Here is a 16,191-nt window from a genome sequence, read left to right as displayed (position 1 = left end):
TCTACTGGCCGCGCAGGAAGAGCCGGTCGAGCTGGTCGAGCGGCAGCTCGGTCCACGTCGGCCGCCCGTGGTTGCATTGGCCGGCGCGTTCGGTTTCTTCCATCTGGCGCAGCAGGGCGTTCATTTCCGGCAGCGTGAGCTGGCGGCGGGCGCGCACGGCGCCGTGGCAGGCCATGGTGGCGAGCAGTTCGTTGCGCCGCGCCGTGGCGAGCTGGGTGATGCCGTGTTCGCGCAGCTCGGCGATCAGCGCACGGGCCAGCGCGGCCGGATCGCCGGACTGGAGCAGGGCCGGGATGCCGCGCACGCCGAGCTGGCCGGGGCCGAGCGGGGCGATGGCGAAGCCGAGGTCGGCCAGGGCGTCGGCATGTTCCTCGACGGCGGCGATGTCGAGCGGGTCGGCGGCGAAGACGGCCGGGATCAGCAGCGCCTGGGTGGCGATCTGGCGGCTGTCGAGGGCGGCCTTCAGCTTTTCGTAGAGGATGCGCTCGTGTGCGGCGTGCATGTCGACGACGATGAGGCCGCGCGCGTTCTGGGCCAGGATGTAGATGCCGTGCAGTTGGGCGAGGGCATAGCCGAGCGGCGGGCCGTCGCGGTCGACGGCCGCGGCGGACGTAAATTGGGGGGCGGTGGCGGTGGCCGGCGCGGCGGTGCCCTGGGCGGCGCGGGCGCAGGCGAGGTAGGCGGCGGCCGCCGGTTCGCCGACGCCGAGCGATTCCTGATGGCGCAGTGGCGCGGCGTAGGCAGGCGCCGGGCCGGAATTTGCCGGTATTTTGACGTCGACCGCAGCTGCCGCGAAAGCCGGGGTTTCCGCCTGCACCGGCGCCGCCAGGGTGCGCTGGAGGGCGTGGAAGACAAACTGGTGCATGGCGCGCGAATCGCGGAAGCGGACTTCGGTCTTGGCCGGGTGCACATTGACGTCGACCAGCGCCGGGTCGATGGCGATGAACAGGCAGACGGCCGGCTGGCGGCTGCCGTGCAGCACGTCGCGGTAGGCTTCGCGCAGGGCGTGGGCGATCACCTTGTCGCGCACGAAACGGCCGTTGACGAAGACGTACTGGCCGTCCTTCGCTTCGCCGGCGCGCGTCGGGTCGATGGCGAAGCCGGCGATGGCGAGGGAACCTGCGGCGGCCTCCAGGCGGCGGGCGGCGCCGACGAAATCGTCGCCGAGGATGTCGGCGATGCGCCGCGTGCGGTCGGCCGGGGCGAGCTGGAATAGGCTGCGGCCGTTGTGGGTCAGGCTGAAGGCGACGTCGGGGCGGGTCAGCGCCAGGCGCTTGACGGCGTCGGCGCAGTGGGCGAACTCGGTGCCCTCGGCCTTGAGGAACTTGCGGCGGGCCGGGGTGTTGAAATAGAGGTCGCGCATCTCGACGACGGTGCCGGCCATCAGCGCCGCCGGTTCGGGTTCGGCGCCTGGCTCGGCGCGGAGCTTCCAGGCGTGGGCCGAATATTCATGGTTTGCGCGCTCGCGGCTGGTGATGGCCAGGCGGGCCACCGAGGCAACCGAGGCCAGCGCCTCGCCGCGAAAACCCAGGGTGCCGACCCGTTCGAGGTCGTCGAGCGAGGCGATCTTGGAGGTGGCGTGGCGGGTCAGGGCCAGCGCCAGCTGGTCGCGGGCAATGCCGCAGCCGTCGTCGGTGACGCGGATCAGCTTGACGCCGCCTTCCTCCAGATGCACCTGGATCGCCCGGCTGCCGGCGTCGAGGCTGTTTTCCAGCAATTCCTTGAGCACCGAGGCCGGCCGTTCGACCACTTCGCCCGCGGCGATCTGGCTGATCAGCAGGTCGGGGAGGCGGGCGATGGTCGGCATGAGTGGATTATACCTTGAGGTAAAATCACGCCTTTATCACGCTAGGTGCCTTCCGATGGATTTACTCATGCAGTTCATGGACATCGTCCTCCATCTCGACAAGCATCTAGCGCTGCTGGTCCAGCAGTACGGCCTGTGGATCTACGGCATCCTGTTCGTCATCATCTTCGCCGAAACAGGCTTCGTCGTGACCCCCTTCCTGCCCGGTGATTCGCTGCTCTTCGTCGCCGGCGCGCTGGCGGCGATCGGCGAGGGCGGCATGGACATCCTCATCCTGATGGGGGTGCTGACGACCGCCGCGGTCCTTGGCAACACGCTCAATTACCAGATCGGCCGCTTCCTCGGGCCCAAGGTCTTCCACTGGGAAAACTCGCGCTTCTTCAACCGCGATGCGCTGGTCAAGACGCATGCCTTCTACGAAAGGCACGGCGGCAAGACGCTGGTCATCTCGCGCTTCCTGCCGCTCTTCCGCACCTTCGCGCCGTTCGTGGCCGGCATCGGGTCGATGTCCTACGCCAAGTTCACCCTCTTCAACCTGATCGGCGCGCTCGCCTGGGTCGTCTCGCTGTGCCTGGCCGGCTACTGGCTGGGCAACCTGCCGTGGGTGCGTGCCAACCTGACGCTGATCATCGTCGGCATCATCGCCTTCACGCTGGTTCCCGTCGGTATCGGCTACCTCAAGCACAAGACGGCGGCCTGATGCGCTGGCTGGCCGTCCTGCTCGTCCCGCTGGTCGCCGCCTGCGCGACAAAGATGGGCAAGGACGGCAGTACCGAGACGACGGTCGACGTCAAATACCTGGCCAAGACGGAGGTCGACCGTATCGCCGACACCGTGCGCAGCGACATCGTCGACGGCCTGCTGCTGATCGCCGACAAGCTCTACAAGCGCAACCCGCGCGAATGGAAGAAGGGCGGCGCGGTCAGCCGCGACGCGGCGGTCGAGCGGCTGAAGAAGCGCCAGACCGGGAGCTTTCCCGAACTCGGCGGAATGCGCGAGGGGCCGGCGGCGGCGCTGGCCTTCAGCGAGTCCTACGACGGCGATCGCGTGCTGGCGCTGATGTTCGGCCTGCTGACGATGACCGACGCCGCCTTCGAACACAAGAACGAGTTCTACATCCTCGACGGGCTCGACGAGCGCAAGCTCTACAACTGCGCGCGCAACATGGAGATCGCCGTCTGGAAGCTGAGCGGCGACCGCAACCCGGCCGGCCAGCTCTACCTGTTGTCGAACGAACTCGACCCGGCCAACCCCAATATTTCCTTCGAGCGCGAATTCGGCCGCGAGATCGCGCTGCACGACCTGATGGCCAAGATCGTCGCCGACCGCAACGGCCGCGGCTTTTCGCGGGCCACCCAGTCGGTGGCGTCCACCATTTTCCTGCCTGTAAGCTTCATCAAATGAAAAACATCGTCATCCTCATCTCCGGTCGCGGCAGCAACATGGAAGCCCTGATCGCCGCCCGCGACGCCGGCCGGCTGCCGGTCAACATCGCCGCCGTGATCAGCAACCGGCCCGACGCCCGGGGGCTGGAAACGGCCGCCCGGGCCGGCATCACTGCCCATTTCGTCGACCACCAGGCGTTCGCCGGGCGCGAGGCGTTCGACGCCGCGCTGGCCGAATGCATCGACGGCTTCGCGCCCGACCTCGTCGTCCTCGCCGGCTTCATGCGCATTCTCAGCGACGGCTTCGTGCGCCGCTATGCCGGCCGCCTGATCAACATCCATCCCTCGCTGCTGCCGGCCTTTCCGGGCCTGCACACCCATCGCAAGGCGCTCGAGGAAGGCGTCCGCATCCACGGCTGCACCGTGCATTTCGTGACGCCGACCCTCGATCACGGGCCGATCGTCATCCAGGCCGCGGTGCCGGTGCTCGACGGCGATGACGAGGCGACGCTGGCCGCCCGCGTGTTGCGCCAGGAGCACGTGGTCTATCCGCAGGCCGTGCGCTGGTTCGCCGAGGACCGCCTGCGCCTCGAAGAAGGGTGCGTGCGCCTGGCCGCCGCGCCGCGCGCCGAAGCCGTGCTGATCGCGCCCGAGGTGTGCTGAACGGCGATGCCGGTCGCCCTGTTCGCGGCCCTGCTCGGTTCGCTGGCGATCCATGCCGCTGCGCTGCTGGCGACCGATGTCGAACTGTTCGGCGGCGGACCCGAGCCGGCGCCCCTGCAGGCCGAATTGCGGCCGCCGCCGGCGCCGCCCGCCACGCCATCGGCCGCTGTGCCGCCAAGCGCGCCGGTTGCCGCCAGGCCGCCCACCCGGCCGGCCCGCTCGCCGCGGCTGGCGAGCGTCGCGCCGGCGGCGCAGTCGGTCCCGCTCGCGCCCGCCGGCGAAGCTGTCCCGGAAATCGCCCCTGAAATGCCGTCGACCGCAACCGCCCCCGCCGCCGAGCCCGCCAGGCCGCTCCTGCCGGCGACCGGTACCATCCGCTTCGCCATCTACAAGGAATCGCTCGGCTTGCAGATCGGCCGTGCCGAGCATCGCTGGGAATTCGCCGAGGACGGCGGCTACCGGCTGGTCGGCATCACCGAAACCAGCGGTCTGGTCTCGCTCTTCAAGCCGGTGCGCCTGGAAACGGAAAGCCGTGGGCGGCTGGTCGCCGGCGGCCTGCAGCCGGACACCTACCGCAGCCTGAAGAACGGCCGGGACGCCAACGAAAACGCCGATTTCGACTGGTCGACCGGCGAAGTCCGCCTCGCCCGCGACGGCAGCGTGCGTCCGGTGGCGCCAGGCACGCAGGACATCCTGTCGCTCAACTACCAGCTGGCCTACCTCGGCAAGCTGGCCGAGGGCAGCACGCTGGGCGTCGTCACCGGCAAGAAGTACGAGCGTTACGCCCTCGATTCGCTGGGCGAGGAGGAGATCGAGACGCCGGCCGGCCGTTTCCGCACCCTGCACCTGCGGGCGATGACCGACAACGTCACCGAAATCTGGATCGCGCTCGATCGCCAGCGCTTGCCGGTTAAAATCCGCTTCACCGACAAAAAAGGCGACAGCTACGAGCAGGTCGCCACCGAAATAGGATCGCCATGAAAGCCCGCTTCACTCCCGCCCTGTTCGCCCACGCCGAAGCCGTGCTCGGCCTGCTGCTGCGCTTCGAGCATCCGGCAGACGCCGTTGTTTCGCGCTATTTCCGCGAGCACCGCCAGCTCGGCCATGCCGACCGCGCCTTCGTCGCCGAGACGGTGTTCGCCGTCCTGCGCCGCGGGCGCAGCCTCGAGGCGCGCTGCGCCGGCAAGCTCTCGGATCGCAACCGGCTGCTGGCGGCCCTGGCCGTGACGCGCGGCTGGAGCCAGCGCGAACTGGCGCCGGTGCTCAAGGCGAGCGAGGAGGAATGGCTGGCCGCCGCCAAGGCGCTGCCGGAAGCCGAACTGCCGCCCGCCGTGCGCTGCGACCTGCCGGACTGGCTGTACGAGCGGCTGGCGGCGCAGTTCGGCGCCGCCGAGGTGCTCGCGCTGGCACAGGCGCTCAACCAGCCGGCGTCGCTCGACCTGCGCGTCAACACCCTGAAGACGAATCGCGAGGCGCTGCTCGCCCGCCTGGCGGCGGACGGCATCGCCGCCGTGCCCGGCCCCTTGTCGCCGCTCGCCGTGCGCCTGCGCGACAAGCCGGCGCTGGCCAGGCATCCGCTGTTCCTCGAAGGCGCCTTCGAGGTTCAGGACGAGGGCAGCCAGCTACTCGGCTACCTGCTGGAGCCGAAGCGCGGCGAAATGGTCGTCGATTTCTGTGCCGGGGCCGGCGGCAAAACGCTGCTGCTCGGCGCGCTGATGAAGAATACCGGCCGCCTCTACGCCTTCGACGTGTCCGACAAGCGCCTCGCCAACCTGAAGCCGCGCCTCGCCCGCTCCGGGCTGTCCAATGTCCATCCGGCGCGCATCGAGCATGAGCGCGACAGCAAGATCAAGCGCCTGGCGGGCAAGGTCGACCGCGTGCTGGTCGATGCGCCGTGCTCCGGCCTCGGCACGCTGCGCCGCAACCCCGATCTCAAATGGCGGCAGAGCGCGGATTCGGTCGCCGAACTGGCGCTCAAGCAGGCCGCCATCCTCGCTGCTGCAGCGAAACTGGTGCGCCCCGGCGGGCGCGTGGTTTATGCCACCTGCAGCCTGTTGACCGCGGAGAACGATGCGATCGTCGCCGCCTTCCTCGCCGCGCATCCGGAGTTCACGCTGACGCCGGCCGCCGGCGTGCTGGCCCGCCACGGCATCGCGGTCGACGGCGATGCCGGCGATTGCCTGCACCTGCTGCCGCATCGCCACAACACCGACGGCTTCTTCGCCGCCGTTCTGGACAAGCGACCATGACCGGGAAAAATCAGGCCCTGCAGTTGTTCCGCGATCTGGTCGACGACCTCGGCGACCCCAATTTCGTCTGGCAGGTGGTCGCCCTCGTCGCCTGCGTCGGCGTCGCCTGGCTGTTCGCGCGCTGGTGGGTCGGCCGCCACCACCAGGAGGGCGCCGGGCGCCTGCGCGATGCCGGCGCCCGCCTGGCGTTCCCGCTGGCAGCCATCGCGCTGGTGGGCATCGCCAAGCTGGTGCTGCAGAAGTTCATCCACGTCAACCTGCTGCGCCTGGCGCTGCCGCTGATCGGCTCGATGGCGCTCGTGCGCGCCGTCGTCTTCGTCCTCCGTCAAGCCTTCCCCAAGGCGACCTGGCTGACGACCTGGGAGCGCATCATCGCCACCTTCATCTGGGGCTGGCTGGCGCTCTACATCACCGACCTGGCGCCGCACGTGGTCGACGCGCTGGAGGGCGTCGTCTTTCCGCTCGGCGCCCAGCGCCTGAACCTGTGGATGATCCTCCAGGGCATCGTCACCGTCTTCCTGACGGTGGTCGTCGCCCTGTGGGTTGCCGGCCTGATCGAGGCGCGCCTGATGCGCATGGAAGATGTCGATTCGAGCCTGCGCATCGTCGGCGTGCGCGTCGCCAAGGCGCTGCTCACGGTGGCGGCGCTGGTCACCGGCCTGTCGATGGTCGGCATCGACATGACCGCCTTCTCGGTGTTCACCGGTGCCCTCGGCGTCGGCCTCGGCCTCGGCATGCAGCGCATCGCCAGCAATTACGTTTCCGGCTTCATCATCCTGCTCGACCGCTCGATCCATCTCGGCGATGTCGTCCAGGTGGGCGCCGACGGCGGCCAGGTGAGCAAGATCACGACGCGCTACACGGTGCTCAAGAACCCGGGCGGCACGGAATTCATCGTGCCCAACGAGGCGCTGATCGCCAACGTGGTGCAGAACCAGTCGTATTCCGACACCCGGCTGCGCCTGGCGACCACCATCGGCGTCGCCTACGACACCGACCTCGAACTGGCGATGCGTCTGATGCGCGAAGCGGCGGCGGCCCAGCCGCGGGTGCTGGCCGACTCGCCGCCGCGCGTCTTCCTGACAGCCTTCGCCGAGAGCGCCATCAACCTCGAACTCGGCTTCTGGATCGCCGATCCGGAAGAGGGCAAGGGCAACGTCATTTCCGACATCAACCTCGCCATCTGGCAGGCGTTCAAGGCGCACGGCATCCAGATTCCCTTCCCGCAGCGCGAAATCCGCGTGCTCGACGCAAAAACGGCGGAGTGACCCGTCGCGGGTCTCCGCCGTTCGGTGTTCCCGGGGGCGATGGAGATTACGTCGCCTGCAGCATGCTCCGTTCGAAGGCCCGTTCGGCGCGCTCCTTGCGGCGCCGGGTGAAATATTTCTGGGCGTGGGCGATGCGCATGCCGAGGCGGTCCAGCTTCAGAAAGCGCTTCGCCTTGCTCTTCGTTTTCTCCATGATGTCTCCTTTGGTGACTGACGACGAAGACAATTTAAGGCCGGCGGCAGCGAACGTCTGTTCGACTTTCTTGCCTGCTTTGTAACATTGCCTGACAGGCGCCGCGCTCAGCGGGCGGTGCCGAGGACGATGCCCTGGTGACGCAGGTCGTCGAGCAGCGGGGCGGCGAAGTCCATCAACTGCGTCGGCGCCGGGTGCTGCAACTCCTCGGCGATGCGTCGGCAGACGGCGGTGCCGCTGGCCGGTTGTTCCACCATCAGCGCCAGCAGGCGGCAGGTGACCGGGCTGGTTTCGACGAAGCGGACTTCCTCGGCCGCATCGCGGAAGACGACGAGGCAGGTCGGGCGCGGCTTGCGCGGCCGGTAGCCCGGCCCGATGCGGTGCACCGGCCAGGCGTACTGCAGGTTGAAGAGCGCCGGGTTGAGCACGACGGGCTCGTGCATCAGGTCGCCGGCCGGCTCGTGGCGGGGAGGCGGGCAGGCCATGAGGTCGACCGCCAGTTCGGTCCATTCGTAATGCGCCAGTTCGCGCAGCCAGGCCGGCAGCGGCTGGCGGATCGTGGCCGCGTTCAGGTAGTGGACGAATTCGCGCGGAATTTCGCGGAACCAGGGGGTATGCGACGGCCAGTCGCGGTAGAAGGCCCGGTTCAGGCGCCGCCAGCGTGCGTCGCCGAGGGTGGCGCGGGCGACCGGGAAGCAGGCGTCGAGAACGCCGGTGATGTTGGCGAAAAGCAGTTCGTTGTAGACCGCCATCCGGCGCGCCGGGACGCCGGCCGGGCGCGGCGCGCGCCGCGGGTCGCGGATGTGGCGGGCGAATGCGCGCTGGAAGGCCTGGAAATCCGGCGGCTGCATCAGGCCGCCTCGCGTCGGCCGGCGGCCGCCTGCAGGCCGGCGATGATCCCGACTTCGGCGCCCAGCTGCGCCAGGTCGGGGATGTTGAAATCGCGTTCGAGGCAGGTCGGCACCGGGCCGACGCGCGCGTAGGAGGCGGCGAGCAGGGACCACACGGGGTCGATGACGGTGGCGCCGTGGGTGTCGATCAGCAGGCCGTCAGGTTCCACGTAATGGCCGGCGACATGGATATAGCAGGTGCGTTCGAGCGGCAGCGCGGCCAGGAATGCCAGCGGGTCGAAGCCGAAGTTGCGGCTGTTGACATAGATGTTGTTCACGTCGAGATGGAGCAGGCAGTCGGCTTCGCGCACGACGGCGGCGATGAATTCGCTCTCGTCCATCTCGGCACCCGGCGGGGCGACGTAGTACGAGGCGTTTTCGATGCCGATGCGCATGCCGAGCGCGTCCTGCGCCCGCCCGATGCGGTCGACCGTCCATTTGAGGGCTTTTTCGGAGAGCGGGATCGGCAGCAGGTCATAGAGATGGCCGTCGTCGGCGCACCATGCGAGGTGTTCGGTGTACAGGGCGATGCCGTGCTCGGCCATGAAGCGCCTGATCTGTCGCAGCAGGTTTTCGTCGAGCGGGGCGGGGCCGCCGAGCGACAGCGACAGGCCGTGGCAGACGAAGGGATAGCGCTCGGTGAACAGCCGCAGGTCGCGGGCCGCCCTGCCGCCGATGCCGGCCCAGTTCTCCGGGGCCAGTTCGAAAAAGCGGATCGCCGCCGGCACGCCGGCCTTGAGCGGCTCGATCAGTTCACGGCGGAAACCGAGGCCGGCGCCGCTGGCGGGACGGGCGTGCATCAGCCCGCTCCGCGCGGCGCGACGGGCGGGTACGGCATGGGGGAACGCATCGTCAAGTCGTGGTGTCCGTGGGCGCCGGCGTCCCTTGCCGGGAAGCCGGCGCCAACCTTCGGCAACGGCTTACTTCTTGGCACCGCACGCCGCCTCGGCGCCCTTCTTGCTGGCCCCGCATTTCGCCTCGCCCGCCTTTTTGTCGGCGGCAACCTTCGCTTCGGCGGCTTTCTTGTCCGCCCCACACTTGGCTTCCGCCGCCTTCTTGTCGGCGCCGCACTTGCCGTCCGCCTGCTTGGCGTCGGCCTGGGCCAGCTGATAGCCGGCCGTCAGGCGGGTTGCGCCGAAGGGGTTGTCGCCGGCGGCGTGCGCCAGCGGGGTCAGGGCGCCGGCGGCAAAGGCGGAGCCGATGGCCAGGGTCACGACGTTTTGCTTTTTCATGGTTTTCTCCGTTGAGGTTGCGGTGGGTGTCAATCCTTGAGGCTCATCCAGGCACCGGCTGCCTGGCGCAGGAAACGGAACTGCCTTTCCATCCTTCGGCAGCCGACGCAGATCGCCAGATGCATCCGCAGCGCCAGACGTTCACGCAGCGTGAGCTGGCGTTCGAGCTGTAGCGAGGCGAGGCGGGTGGCTTCCTTGCAACTGATCATTTCCGTTCCTGTTTCCGGCGTCATGGCGCGATGCCTGTCCGATTGGTCGGCGGCGCATGAAAAACCTTACAATTTTTTTGCAGTATGATCGAAAAACCCGCATCGCAGATACCCGACATGAGCCAAGACCCGCTGCGCGATCCCGAGTTCCTCACCGGCCTGCGCCGCGACATGGTCCGCTTCGCCGAACTGCAGTTGCGCGACCGGGCGCAGGCCGAGGATGCCGTTCAGGAGGCGCTGGCGGCGGCCCTGCAGGGGCAGTCGGGCTTTGCCTCGCGGGCCTCCCTGCGGACCTGGGTGCTGGCGATCCTCAAGCACAAGATCGTCGATACCCTGCGCCGGCGGGTGCGCGACAGGGCGGTTGCGGTCGACGGCGAAAATGATGCCGATTTGAACGCCTATTTCGACCGGCGCGAGCACTGGGCCGAGGACACCCGCCCGGCGGACTGGCCGACGCCGGAACAGGCGACGGAAAACAAGCGCTTCTGGGAGGTCTTCGAAGCCTGCCTTTACCGTCTGCCGGAGGCCGCGGCCCGGATCTTCACGATGCGCGAGGTCCTCGGCTTCGAGACTGACGAAATCTGCGCGACGCTGGCCATCACCGCCAACAACTGCTGGGTCCAGTTGCACCGCGCGCGCCTGGCGTTGCGCGCCTGCCTCGGCGCCAACTGGTTCGGGGAAACGCCGTGAGGGGCCAGCAATTCTTCGTATTTAACGAACTAAAGTTTCGATATATTCACCTTTAACAGGATCGCCAATCGGGCGTATCCTGACTCTTGCATCCCATACCCTCAACGGAGACATCGATGAAATCATTTGCCCTTTTATCCGCTGCGCTGGTCCTCGGCTTCACGCTGGTGACCGGTGACGCCGAAGCGGCCAAGCGCCTGGGGGGCGGTTCGTCCTCCGGCATGCAGCGCGAATCGATCAGCCCGCAAAAGGCGCCGACCGCGACGCCGGCCCCGAGCCAGGCAGCAGCGCCGACGGCAGCCAAGCCGCAGGCGGCGCCCGGCGCTCCGCAAGCCCAGCCGAAGCGTTCCTGGATGGGCCCGCTGGCCGGCCTCGCCGCCGGTCTCGGCCTGGCCGCGCTGGCCTCGCACTTCGGGTTCGGCGAAGAACTCGCTTCCATGCTGATGATCGGCCTGCTGATCATGGCCGTGATGGTCGTCGTCGGCCTCGTCATGCGCCGCAAGGCGGCCGCCCAGCAACCGGCGCTTGCCGGTGCCGGCGGCATGCGCTACACCGGCAGCGAGCCGCCGGCCAGACATGAAGTCACTCCCGCGCCGGTCGCCTTCGGCGGTGCCGCACCCGCGGTGGCGGGTGGCGGTGGCGGCAATATCCCGGCTGGATTCGATGTGGATGCCTTCGTCCGCAACGCCAAGGTGAATTTCATCCGCCTGCAGGCCGCCAACGACGCCGGCAACCTCGAGGACATTCGCGAATTCACGACGCCGGAGATGTTTGGCGAGATCAAGCTGAATTTCGTCGATCGCGGCCAGGCGACGCAGCAGACCGATGTCGTCACCGTCAATGCCGAGGTGCTCGACGTGACCGAGGAGAGCACCCGCTACATCGTCAGCGTCCGCTTCACCGGCCTCATCCGCGAAGACGCCAACGCGACTGCCGAGCCGTTCGACGAGATCTGGCACATGACCAAGCCGCGCGATGGCAAGGGCGGCTGGGTGCTGGCGGGGATCCAGCAGGTCCAGTAAACCCGGGCGCGCCGCAAGCCGTATCGAAGGGACTCCGATGGAGTCCCTTTTTTCTTGGAGCGGATCGCCGGCCGGGGCTGGCGATACAAATTCTCCAGGCAAAAAAATCCCCGCCACGGGGGCGGGGTAACAGGGAGGTCTCGAAAGGGGGATTTTCGAGGGAGGGTAAAGAGGTCAGTCCTTGCGGCGGTGCCGGAGCCAGCGCCGTGCCACGACGATCGCCGCGCCGGCGGCAACGGCCGCCAGCAGGGCCTTGACCGGTTCCGCCTGGCCGTCGGCCAGCCAGTCCATACCTGCGACGCCGACAAAGACGCCGAGACTTTCGGAGATCGGCAGATTGTCGGCGAAGGCCATCAGCGTACCTTGCGCGCTGCGACCGGGATGGTGGCGAAGACTTGCGGCGCCGGGATCAGGCCGAGCAGGTGCTGGCGGGCTGCGGCCAGAAACTGCTTGATGTTCGTTTGGATCATTTTGCTTCTTTCCTCTTGTTGGGAGTGCTGCTTTTCCATGCCTTGCAGTCTATGGGCGATCGGTGGCCGCGTCTGTTGCGGGCGCGTGGCGCGGACGTAACGGGGTTTGATGCTTTGTGACGCTGTGTGACGGCGGCTACTGCTGCGCCTTCCATTCCAGCGTGAAGCGGGCGCCGCCGAGCGGCGCGGCGTCCGCCGTCGCCGTCCCGCCGTGCAGCTCGAGCACGCGCCGGGTGATCGCCAGGCCCAGGCCGTAGCCGCCGGTGGCGCGGTCGCGCGAGCGGTCGAGGCGAGTGAAGGCGGAGAAGACGTGTTCGCGGTTCTCGGGCGGAATGCCGATGCCGTCGTCGTCGACGTGGACCAGGATGTGTCCGTCGCGCAGTTCGCTGCTGACCACGATCTGCTTGCTGGCGTACTTGAACGCATTGCGCAGCAGGTTGCGCAGGGCATACGGCATTGCCTTGCGGTCGAGGTCGACGTTCAGGTTTTCCGGCAATTTCGCGGTGTCGACCGTGATCGCCAGGTCGCGCCCGAGCAGGCGCACGGCGTCGACCTCGTCGCTCAGCCATTCGGCGAAGCGGACGCTGGAGAAGTGCGGTTCGGGGGCTTCGCGTTCAAACCGGGCGTAGGTCAGGCTGGTGTCGATGAGGTGGTCGAGCTCGTCGAGATCGGCCTCCATCATCGCCCAGAGTCGTTCGCGCTCGGCACGCTCGTCGGTGCCGGAGAGCATTTCCAGGGCGAAGCGCATGCGGGCGATCGGCGTCCGCAGTTCGTGGGAGATCGCCGAGGAAAGCTCGCGGTGGGTGGCGAGCAGTTGCTGGACGCGCTCGGCCATGCTGTTCATGGTGTCGGACAGCGGGGCGAAGAGCTGGCTGCGGGCGGCCGGCGAGCGCGCCTCGAAATCGCCGTCGCCTAGGTCGCGGGCAGTCTGGCGCAGGGTTTCGAGGTCGCGCCAGACGGGGCGCACCCAGAACCAGAGGGCGATGCCGAAGATGACGCCGGTCAGGCTCCAGGTCAGTAGACGCAGGCGCAGGTCGAGCGGCAGGCGGTCGGCGAGTTCCGGATTGCGGTTGGCGGCCAGCGGGCCGACCACGAGCACCTTGCTGCTGGTGCCGAGACGGTGGTACATGACGTCGCCGTCGTGGTCGATGGCGATGTCGCCGGCATCGAGCTTGGCGACCTGGGCGGGTGTGACGGTGCTGTCGAGGCTGATGCGCTCGACGATGCCGAGGCGGTAGGAAAACTTCTCGTCCAGTTCCTTGATTTTCTTCGGCCAGGCGTTGCGCGGGGTGCGATAAAGCTCGTCCTCGATCAGCGTGATGGTGCCGCGCATGAAGCGGCGGGCGTAGTCGTCGGTGATGCCGCGCTGCGCGGTGGAGATGACGAAGTCGGCGGTGAAGGCGATGGCGACGAAGGAGCCCATCGCCAGCAGGTAGAAATTGAAGAACAGCTTGGACAGGCTGTAGCGCCCGCCGCGCCAGCGCGGCAGCGAGACGCGGAAGAGCGAGCGGACGAGGCCCTGGCTTTTTTCGTGCCCGTCGCCGGGCTCAGTTCCAGTCATGCTTGCTGAAGAGGTAACCCTTGCCGCGCACGGTCTTGATGCGGGTCGGGTTTTCCGGGTCGTCGTTCAGTTTCTTGCGCAGGCGCGAGATGCGGGCGTCTATCGAACGGTCGAGGCCGTCGAAGCCGATGCCGCGCAGTTCCTGCAGCAGGTCGTCGCGCGACAGGACGTTGCCGGCATGCGAGGCGAGCAGCCAGAGGAGGTCGAATTCGGCGGTCGTCAGGTCGATCGTTTCGTCGCCCAGCGACGCCGTGCGCGTCGCCTGGCTGATGCGGAACTGGCCGAACATCATCTTTTCGGATTCGCTGGCCGGGCCTTCGCCGGTGGCCGGCAGGCGGCGCAGCAGGGCCTTGATGCGGGCGAGCAGCACGCGCGGCTGCACCGGCTTGGCGATGTAGTCGTCGGCGCCCATCTCGAGGCCGAGGATCTGGTCGAAATCCTCGTCGCGCGCCGTCAGCATCAGGATCACGCCGCGGTACTGCTGGCGCACGGCGCGGCAGACCTCGAAGCCGTCCTTGCCCGGCAACATCACGTCGAGGATGACGAGGTCGGGCTGCTCGGCGAGGATGCGGGCCTCGGCCATGTCGCCGCGCGGCTCGACGGCGACCTGCATGTCGTTCTTGGTAAGGTATTCGGCCGTCAGTTCGGCCAGGCGTTCGTCGTCTTCGACCAGCAGGATGCGTGTATTCATCCGCCAATCTTAACGGCGCCCTGCCTGGCGGTCCACCCTGTTGCGGTCGACTGGCTGGCGATGGCGATTTTCGGAATTGCCGCCCCCGGCTGCCCATCTCGCGTGCCGCCCGGCGGGCGCATGCTTTAGAATGCAAGCACCGATCTGCCTTTCAAGGACCCCATGTCATCCGGCGTTTTCGATCTTCCCTGGTGGGGCTATGCGCTCGTGGCGCTCGGCCTCACCCATGTCACCATTGCCTCGGTCACCATCTTCCTGCATCGCCATCAGGCGCACCGCGCGCTTGACCTGTCGGCGTTGCCGTCGCATTTCTTCCGTGCCTGGCTGTGGCTGACCACCGGCATGGTGACCAAGGAGTGGGCGGCGATTCATCGCAAGCACCACGCCAAGTGCGAGACGGCGGACGATCCGCATAGCCCCCAGGTGTTCGGCATCCACCGCGTGCTGTGGGGCGGCGTCTTCCTCTACGTCCGGGAGTCGAAGAACCCCGAGACCATGCGGCGTTACGGCCACGGCACGCCGGACGACTGGCTGGAGCGCCATGTCTACACGCCGGGCCAGAAGCTCGGCATCGTATTGATGCTGGCGATCGACGTCGTTCTCTTCGGCGCAGTGCCGGGCGTGCTCATCTGGGGCGCGCAGATGGTCTGGATTCCCTTCTGGGCCGCCGGCGTCATCAATGGCCTCGGCCATTACTGGGGCTACCGCAACTTCAACTGCACCGACGCCTCGACCAACATTTCCCCCCTCGGCATCCTGATCGGCGGCGAGGAACTGCACAACAACCACCACGCCTTCGCGACCTCGGCCAAGCTCTCGAGCCGCTGGTACGAATTCGACATCGGCTGGATGTACATCCGCATTCTCGCTGCGCTGGGCCTGGCCCGGGTGAAGAAGCTGGCGCCCGTGCCGAAGATCGTTTCGCCGCGCCAGGTGGTCGATTTCGCCACGCTGCAGGCGGTCATCGACAACCGCTACGACGTCCTCGCGCGCTATGGGCGTTCGTTGAAAAAGCTCTACCGCGAGGAGTTGGGCAGGCTGCAGGACCGTGCCTCCTTCAAGGACCTCCGGCAATGGCTGGAAGTCGATGCCCAGCAGATTCCCGAAGACTGGCGCAAGCGTTTCGAGGCCATGCTGGCGAGGAGCCAGCGCCTCGCTACCCTGTACGCCATGCGCGCCGAACTGACGGCGGTGTGGAACCGCACCAACGCCAGCCGCGAGCAACTGGTCGCCGATCTCCAGGCGTGGTGCCACAAGGCCGAGGCCTCGGGGATCCGCCAGTTGCAGGAACTTTCGATCAGGATGCGCAGCTATGCCGTGGCGTGAGGTACCCGTTCGCGCGTGGTTCGCCACGCTGGCCCTGGGCGTTTTCGGGCTCGTTACCCTGGGTATGGAACTACAGCACCTGCTGCGGCTGGCGCCCTGTCCGCTCTGCATCTTCCAGCGCCTGCTCTACCTCGTGATCGGTTTGCTGGCGCTGGGCGGCACGCTATGGCCCGGCGGCCGCCTGCTGTGGTCGGGCCTGATCGCCCTCCTGGCCGCCGGCGGTGTCGCGGTGGCGGGTTATCAGACGTGGATGCAGGCCTTCCCGCACCTGGCCACCGAGTGCGGCTACAGCGACCCGAACTTGATCGAGCGCCTGGTCGACTGGCTGGGGATGCAGTGGCCCGGGCTGTTCCTCGCCACCGGCTTCTGCACCAGCCGCGAATGGGAATTCCTCGGTCTGTCGATGGCCAACTGGTCGGTGCTGGTCTTTGCCGGGATCGTCGGCTACGCGGCGCTACTGGCGCTGTGCAGGCACCGGGCGTAGCCCACAAAAAACAAAACCCGCCGGAAGGCGGGTTTGTCGAAAGCTGGAGCG

General features: G+C 67.8%; 19 protein-coding genes. 10 read left to right on the top strand and 9 right to left on the bottom strand.

Annotated features, from left to right (window positions below; all coding sequences use genetic code 11):
* Nucleotide 1: 1 nt before the first annotated feature.
* Nucleotides 2-1,807: a DNA mismatch repair endonuclease MutL gene (gene mutL, locus GH660_RS01800; RefSeq protein WP_153144858.1), complete on the bottom strand. Its 1,806-nt coding sequence runs from the start codon at nucleotides 1,805-1,807 to the stop codon at nucleotides 2-4.
* Nucleotides 1,808-1,862: 55 nt separating this feature from the next.
* On the opposite strand from mutL, the gene GH660_RS01795 reads away from it, so the two are divergent.
* The 6 genes from GH660_RS01795 to GH660_RS01770 are packed head-to-tail and all read left to right on the top strand — an operon-like array spanning nucleotide 1,863 to nucleotide 7,372.
* Complete coding sequence (locus GH660_RS01795; RefSeq protein WP_153144857.1) at nucleotides 1,863-2,507, top strand: DedA family protein; 645 nt, start codon at nucleotides 1,863-1,865, stop codon at nucleotides 2,505-2,507.
* Entirely contained in the window at nucleotides 2,507-3,211 is a 705-nt protein-coding gene (locus tag GH660_RS01790; protein WP_153144856.1) for a hypothetical protein, read from the top strand. Before GH660_RS01795 ends, GH660_RS01790 begins: the two co-directional genes overlap by 1 nt.
* Complete coding sequence (gene purN, locus GH660_RS01785; protein ID WP_153144855.1) at nucleotides 3,208-3,855, top strand: phosphoribosylglycinamide formyltransferase; 648 nt, start codon at nucleotides 3,208-3,210, stop codon at nucleotides 3,853-3,855. The genes GH660_RS01790 and purN overlap by 4 nt, the downstream gene beginning before the upstream one ends.
* Before the next feature lie 6 nt (nucleotides 3,856-3,861).
* Entirely contained in the window at nucleotides 3,862-4,836 is a 975-nt protein-coding gene (locus GH660_RS01780) for a DUF3108 domain-containing protein (protein ID WP_153144854.1), read from the top strand.
* Nucleotides 4,833-6,104: an RsmB/NOP family class I SAM-dependent RNA methyltransferase gene (locus tag GH660_RS01775; protein ID WP_153144853.1), complete on the top strand. Its 1,272-nt coding sequence runs from the start codon at nucleotides 4,833-4,835 to the stop codon at nucleotides 6,102-6,104. Before GH660_RS01780 ends, GH660_RS01775 begins: the two co-directional genes overlap by 4 nt.
* Complete coding sequence (locus tag GH660_RS01770) at nucleotides 6,101-7,372, top strand: mechanosensitive ion channel family protein (protein WP_153144852.1); 1,272 nt, start codon at nucleotides 6,101-6,103, stop codon at nucleotides 7,370-7,372. Before GH660_RS01775 ends, GH660_RS01770 begins: the two co-directional genes overlap by 4 nt.
* A 46-nt stretch (nucleotides 7,373-7,418) precedes the next feature.
* On the opposite strand, the gene GH660_RS01765 is transcribed toward GH660_RS01770, so the two are convergent.
* The 5 genes from GH660_RS01765 to GH660_RS01745 form a co-directional block, all read right to left on the bottom strand.
* The gene (locus tag GH660_RS01765) at nucleotides 7,419-7,565 is read right to left on the bottom strand and encodes a hypothetical protein (protein WP_153144851.1); all 147 of its coding nucleotides are present in this window, start codon (nucleotides 7,563-7,565) and stop codon (nucleotides 7,419-7,421) included.
* Nucleotides 7,566-7,672: 107 nt separating this feature from the next.
* Entirely contained in the window at nucleotides 7,673-8,416 is a 744-nt protein-coding gene (locus GH660_RS01760; RefSeq protein WP_228276316.1) for a DUF2063 domain-containing protein, read from the bottom strand.
* Nucleotides 8,416-9,255, bottom strand: coding sequence for a DUF692 domain-containing protein (locus GH660_RS01755; RefSeq protein WP_153144850.1), 840 nt, complete (start codon nucleotides 9,253-9,255; stop codon nucleotides 8,416-8,418). The genes GH660_RS01760 and GH660_RS01755 overlap by 1 nt, the downstream gene beginning before the upstream one ends.
* 120 nt (nucleotides 9,256-9,375) lie before the next feature.
* The gene (locus GH660_RS01750; RefSeq protein ID WP_153144849.1) at nucleotides 9,376-9,687 is read right to left on the bottom strand and encodes a hypothetical protein; all 312 of its coding nucleotides are present in this window, start codon (nucleotides 9,685-9,687) and stop codon (nucleotides 9,376-9,378) included.
* 29 nt (nucleotides 9,688-9,716) lie between these two features.
* Nucleotides 9,717-9,896, bottom strand: a complete 180-nt coding sequence (locus GH660_RS01745) for a zf-HC2 domain-containing protein (protein WP_153144848.1) — start codon at nucleotides 9,894-9,896, stop codon at nucleotides 9,717-9,719.
* Nucleotides 9,897-10,013: 117 nt separating this feature from the next.
* On the opposite strand from GH660_RS01745, the gene GH660_RS01740 reads away from it, so the two are divergent.
* Nucleotides 10,014-10,586 (top strand): sigma-70 family RNA polymerase sigma factor, encoded by a 573-nt coding sequence (locus GH660_RS01740; protein ID WP_194266201.1) that lies wholly within the window; start codon nucleotides 10,014-10,016, stop codon nucleotides 10,584-10,586.
* Nucleotides 10,587-10,702: 116 nt separating this feature from the next.
* Entirely contained in the window at nucleotides 10,703-11,608 is a 906-nt protein-coding gene (locus tag GH660_RS01735) for a Tim44 domain-containing protein (RefSeq protein WP_153144846.1), read from the top strand.
* A gap of 174 nt (nucleotides 11,609-11,782) precedes the next feature.
* On the opposite strand, the gene GH660_RS01730 is transcribed toward GH660_RS01735, so the two are convergent.
* From GH660_RS01730 to GH660_RS01720, 3 genes are all read right to left on the bottom strand, one after another.
* Complete coding sequence (locus GH660_RS01730) at nucleotides 11,783-11,962, bottom strand: hypothetical protein (RefSeq protein WP_153144845.1); 180 nt, start codon at nucleotides 11,960-11,962, stop codon at nucleotides 11,783-11,785.
* A 252-nt stretch (nucleotides 11,963-12,214) separates the two neighbouring features.
* Nucleotides 12,215-13,639: an ATP-binding protein gene (locus GH660_RS01725; RefSeq protein WP_153144844.1), complete on the bottom strand. Its 1,425-nt coding sequence runs from the start codon at nucleotides 13,637-13,639 to the stop codon at nucleotides 12,215-12,217.
* Nucleotides 13,626-14,330, bottom strand: coding sequence for a winged helix-turn-helix domain-containing protein (locus tag GH660_RS01720; protein ID WP_153144843.1), 705 nt, complete (start codon nucleotides 14,328-14,330; stop codon nucleotides 13,626-13,628). Before GH660_RS01720 ends, GH660_RS01725 begins: the two co-directional genes overlap by 14 nt.
* A 162-nt stretch (nucleotides 14,331-14,492) precedes the next feature.
* On the opposite strand from GH660_RS01720, the gene GH660_RS01715 reads away from it, so the two are divergent.
* Both GH660_RS01715 and GH660_RS01710 read left to right on the top strand, forming a co-directional pair.
* The gene (locus tag GH660_RS01715; RefSeq protein ID WP_153144842.1) at nucleotides 14,493-15,656 is read left to right on the top strand and encodes a fatty acid desaturase; all 1,164 of its coding nucleotides are present in this window, start codon (nucleotides 14,493-14,495) and stop codon (nucleotides 15,654-15,656) included.
* Nucleotides 15,643-16,140, top strand: a complete 498-nt coding sequence (locus GH660_RS01710) for a disulfide bond formation protein B (protein WP_153144841.1) — start codon at nucleotides 15,643-15,645, stop codon at nucleotides 16,138-16,140. Before GH660_RS01715 ends, GH660_RS01710 begins: the two co-directional genes overlap by 14 nt.
* Nucleotides 16,141-16,191 lie beyond the last annotated feature (51 nt).

The organism is Dechloromonas sp. H13, assembly GCF_009469615.1.
In the GTDB taxonomy this organism is placed as follows: Bacteria; Pseudomonadota; Gammaproteobacteria; order Burkholderiales; family Rhodocyclaceae; genus Azonexus.
This window is presented reverse-complemented; position numbering and strand designations above follow the sequence as displayed.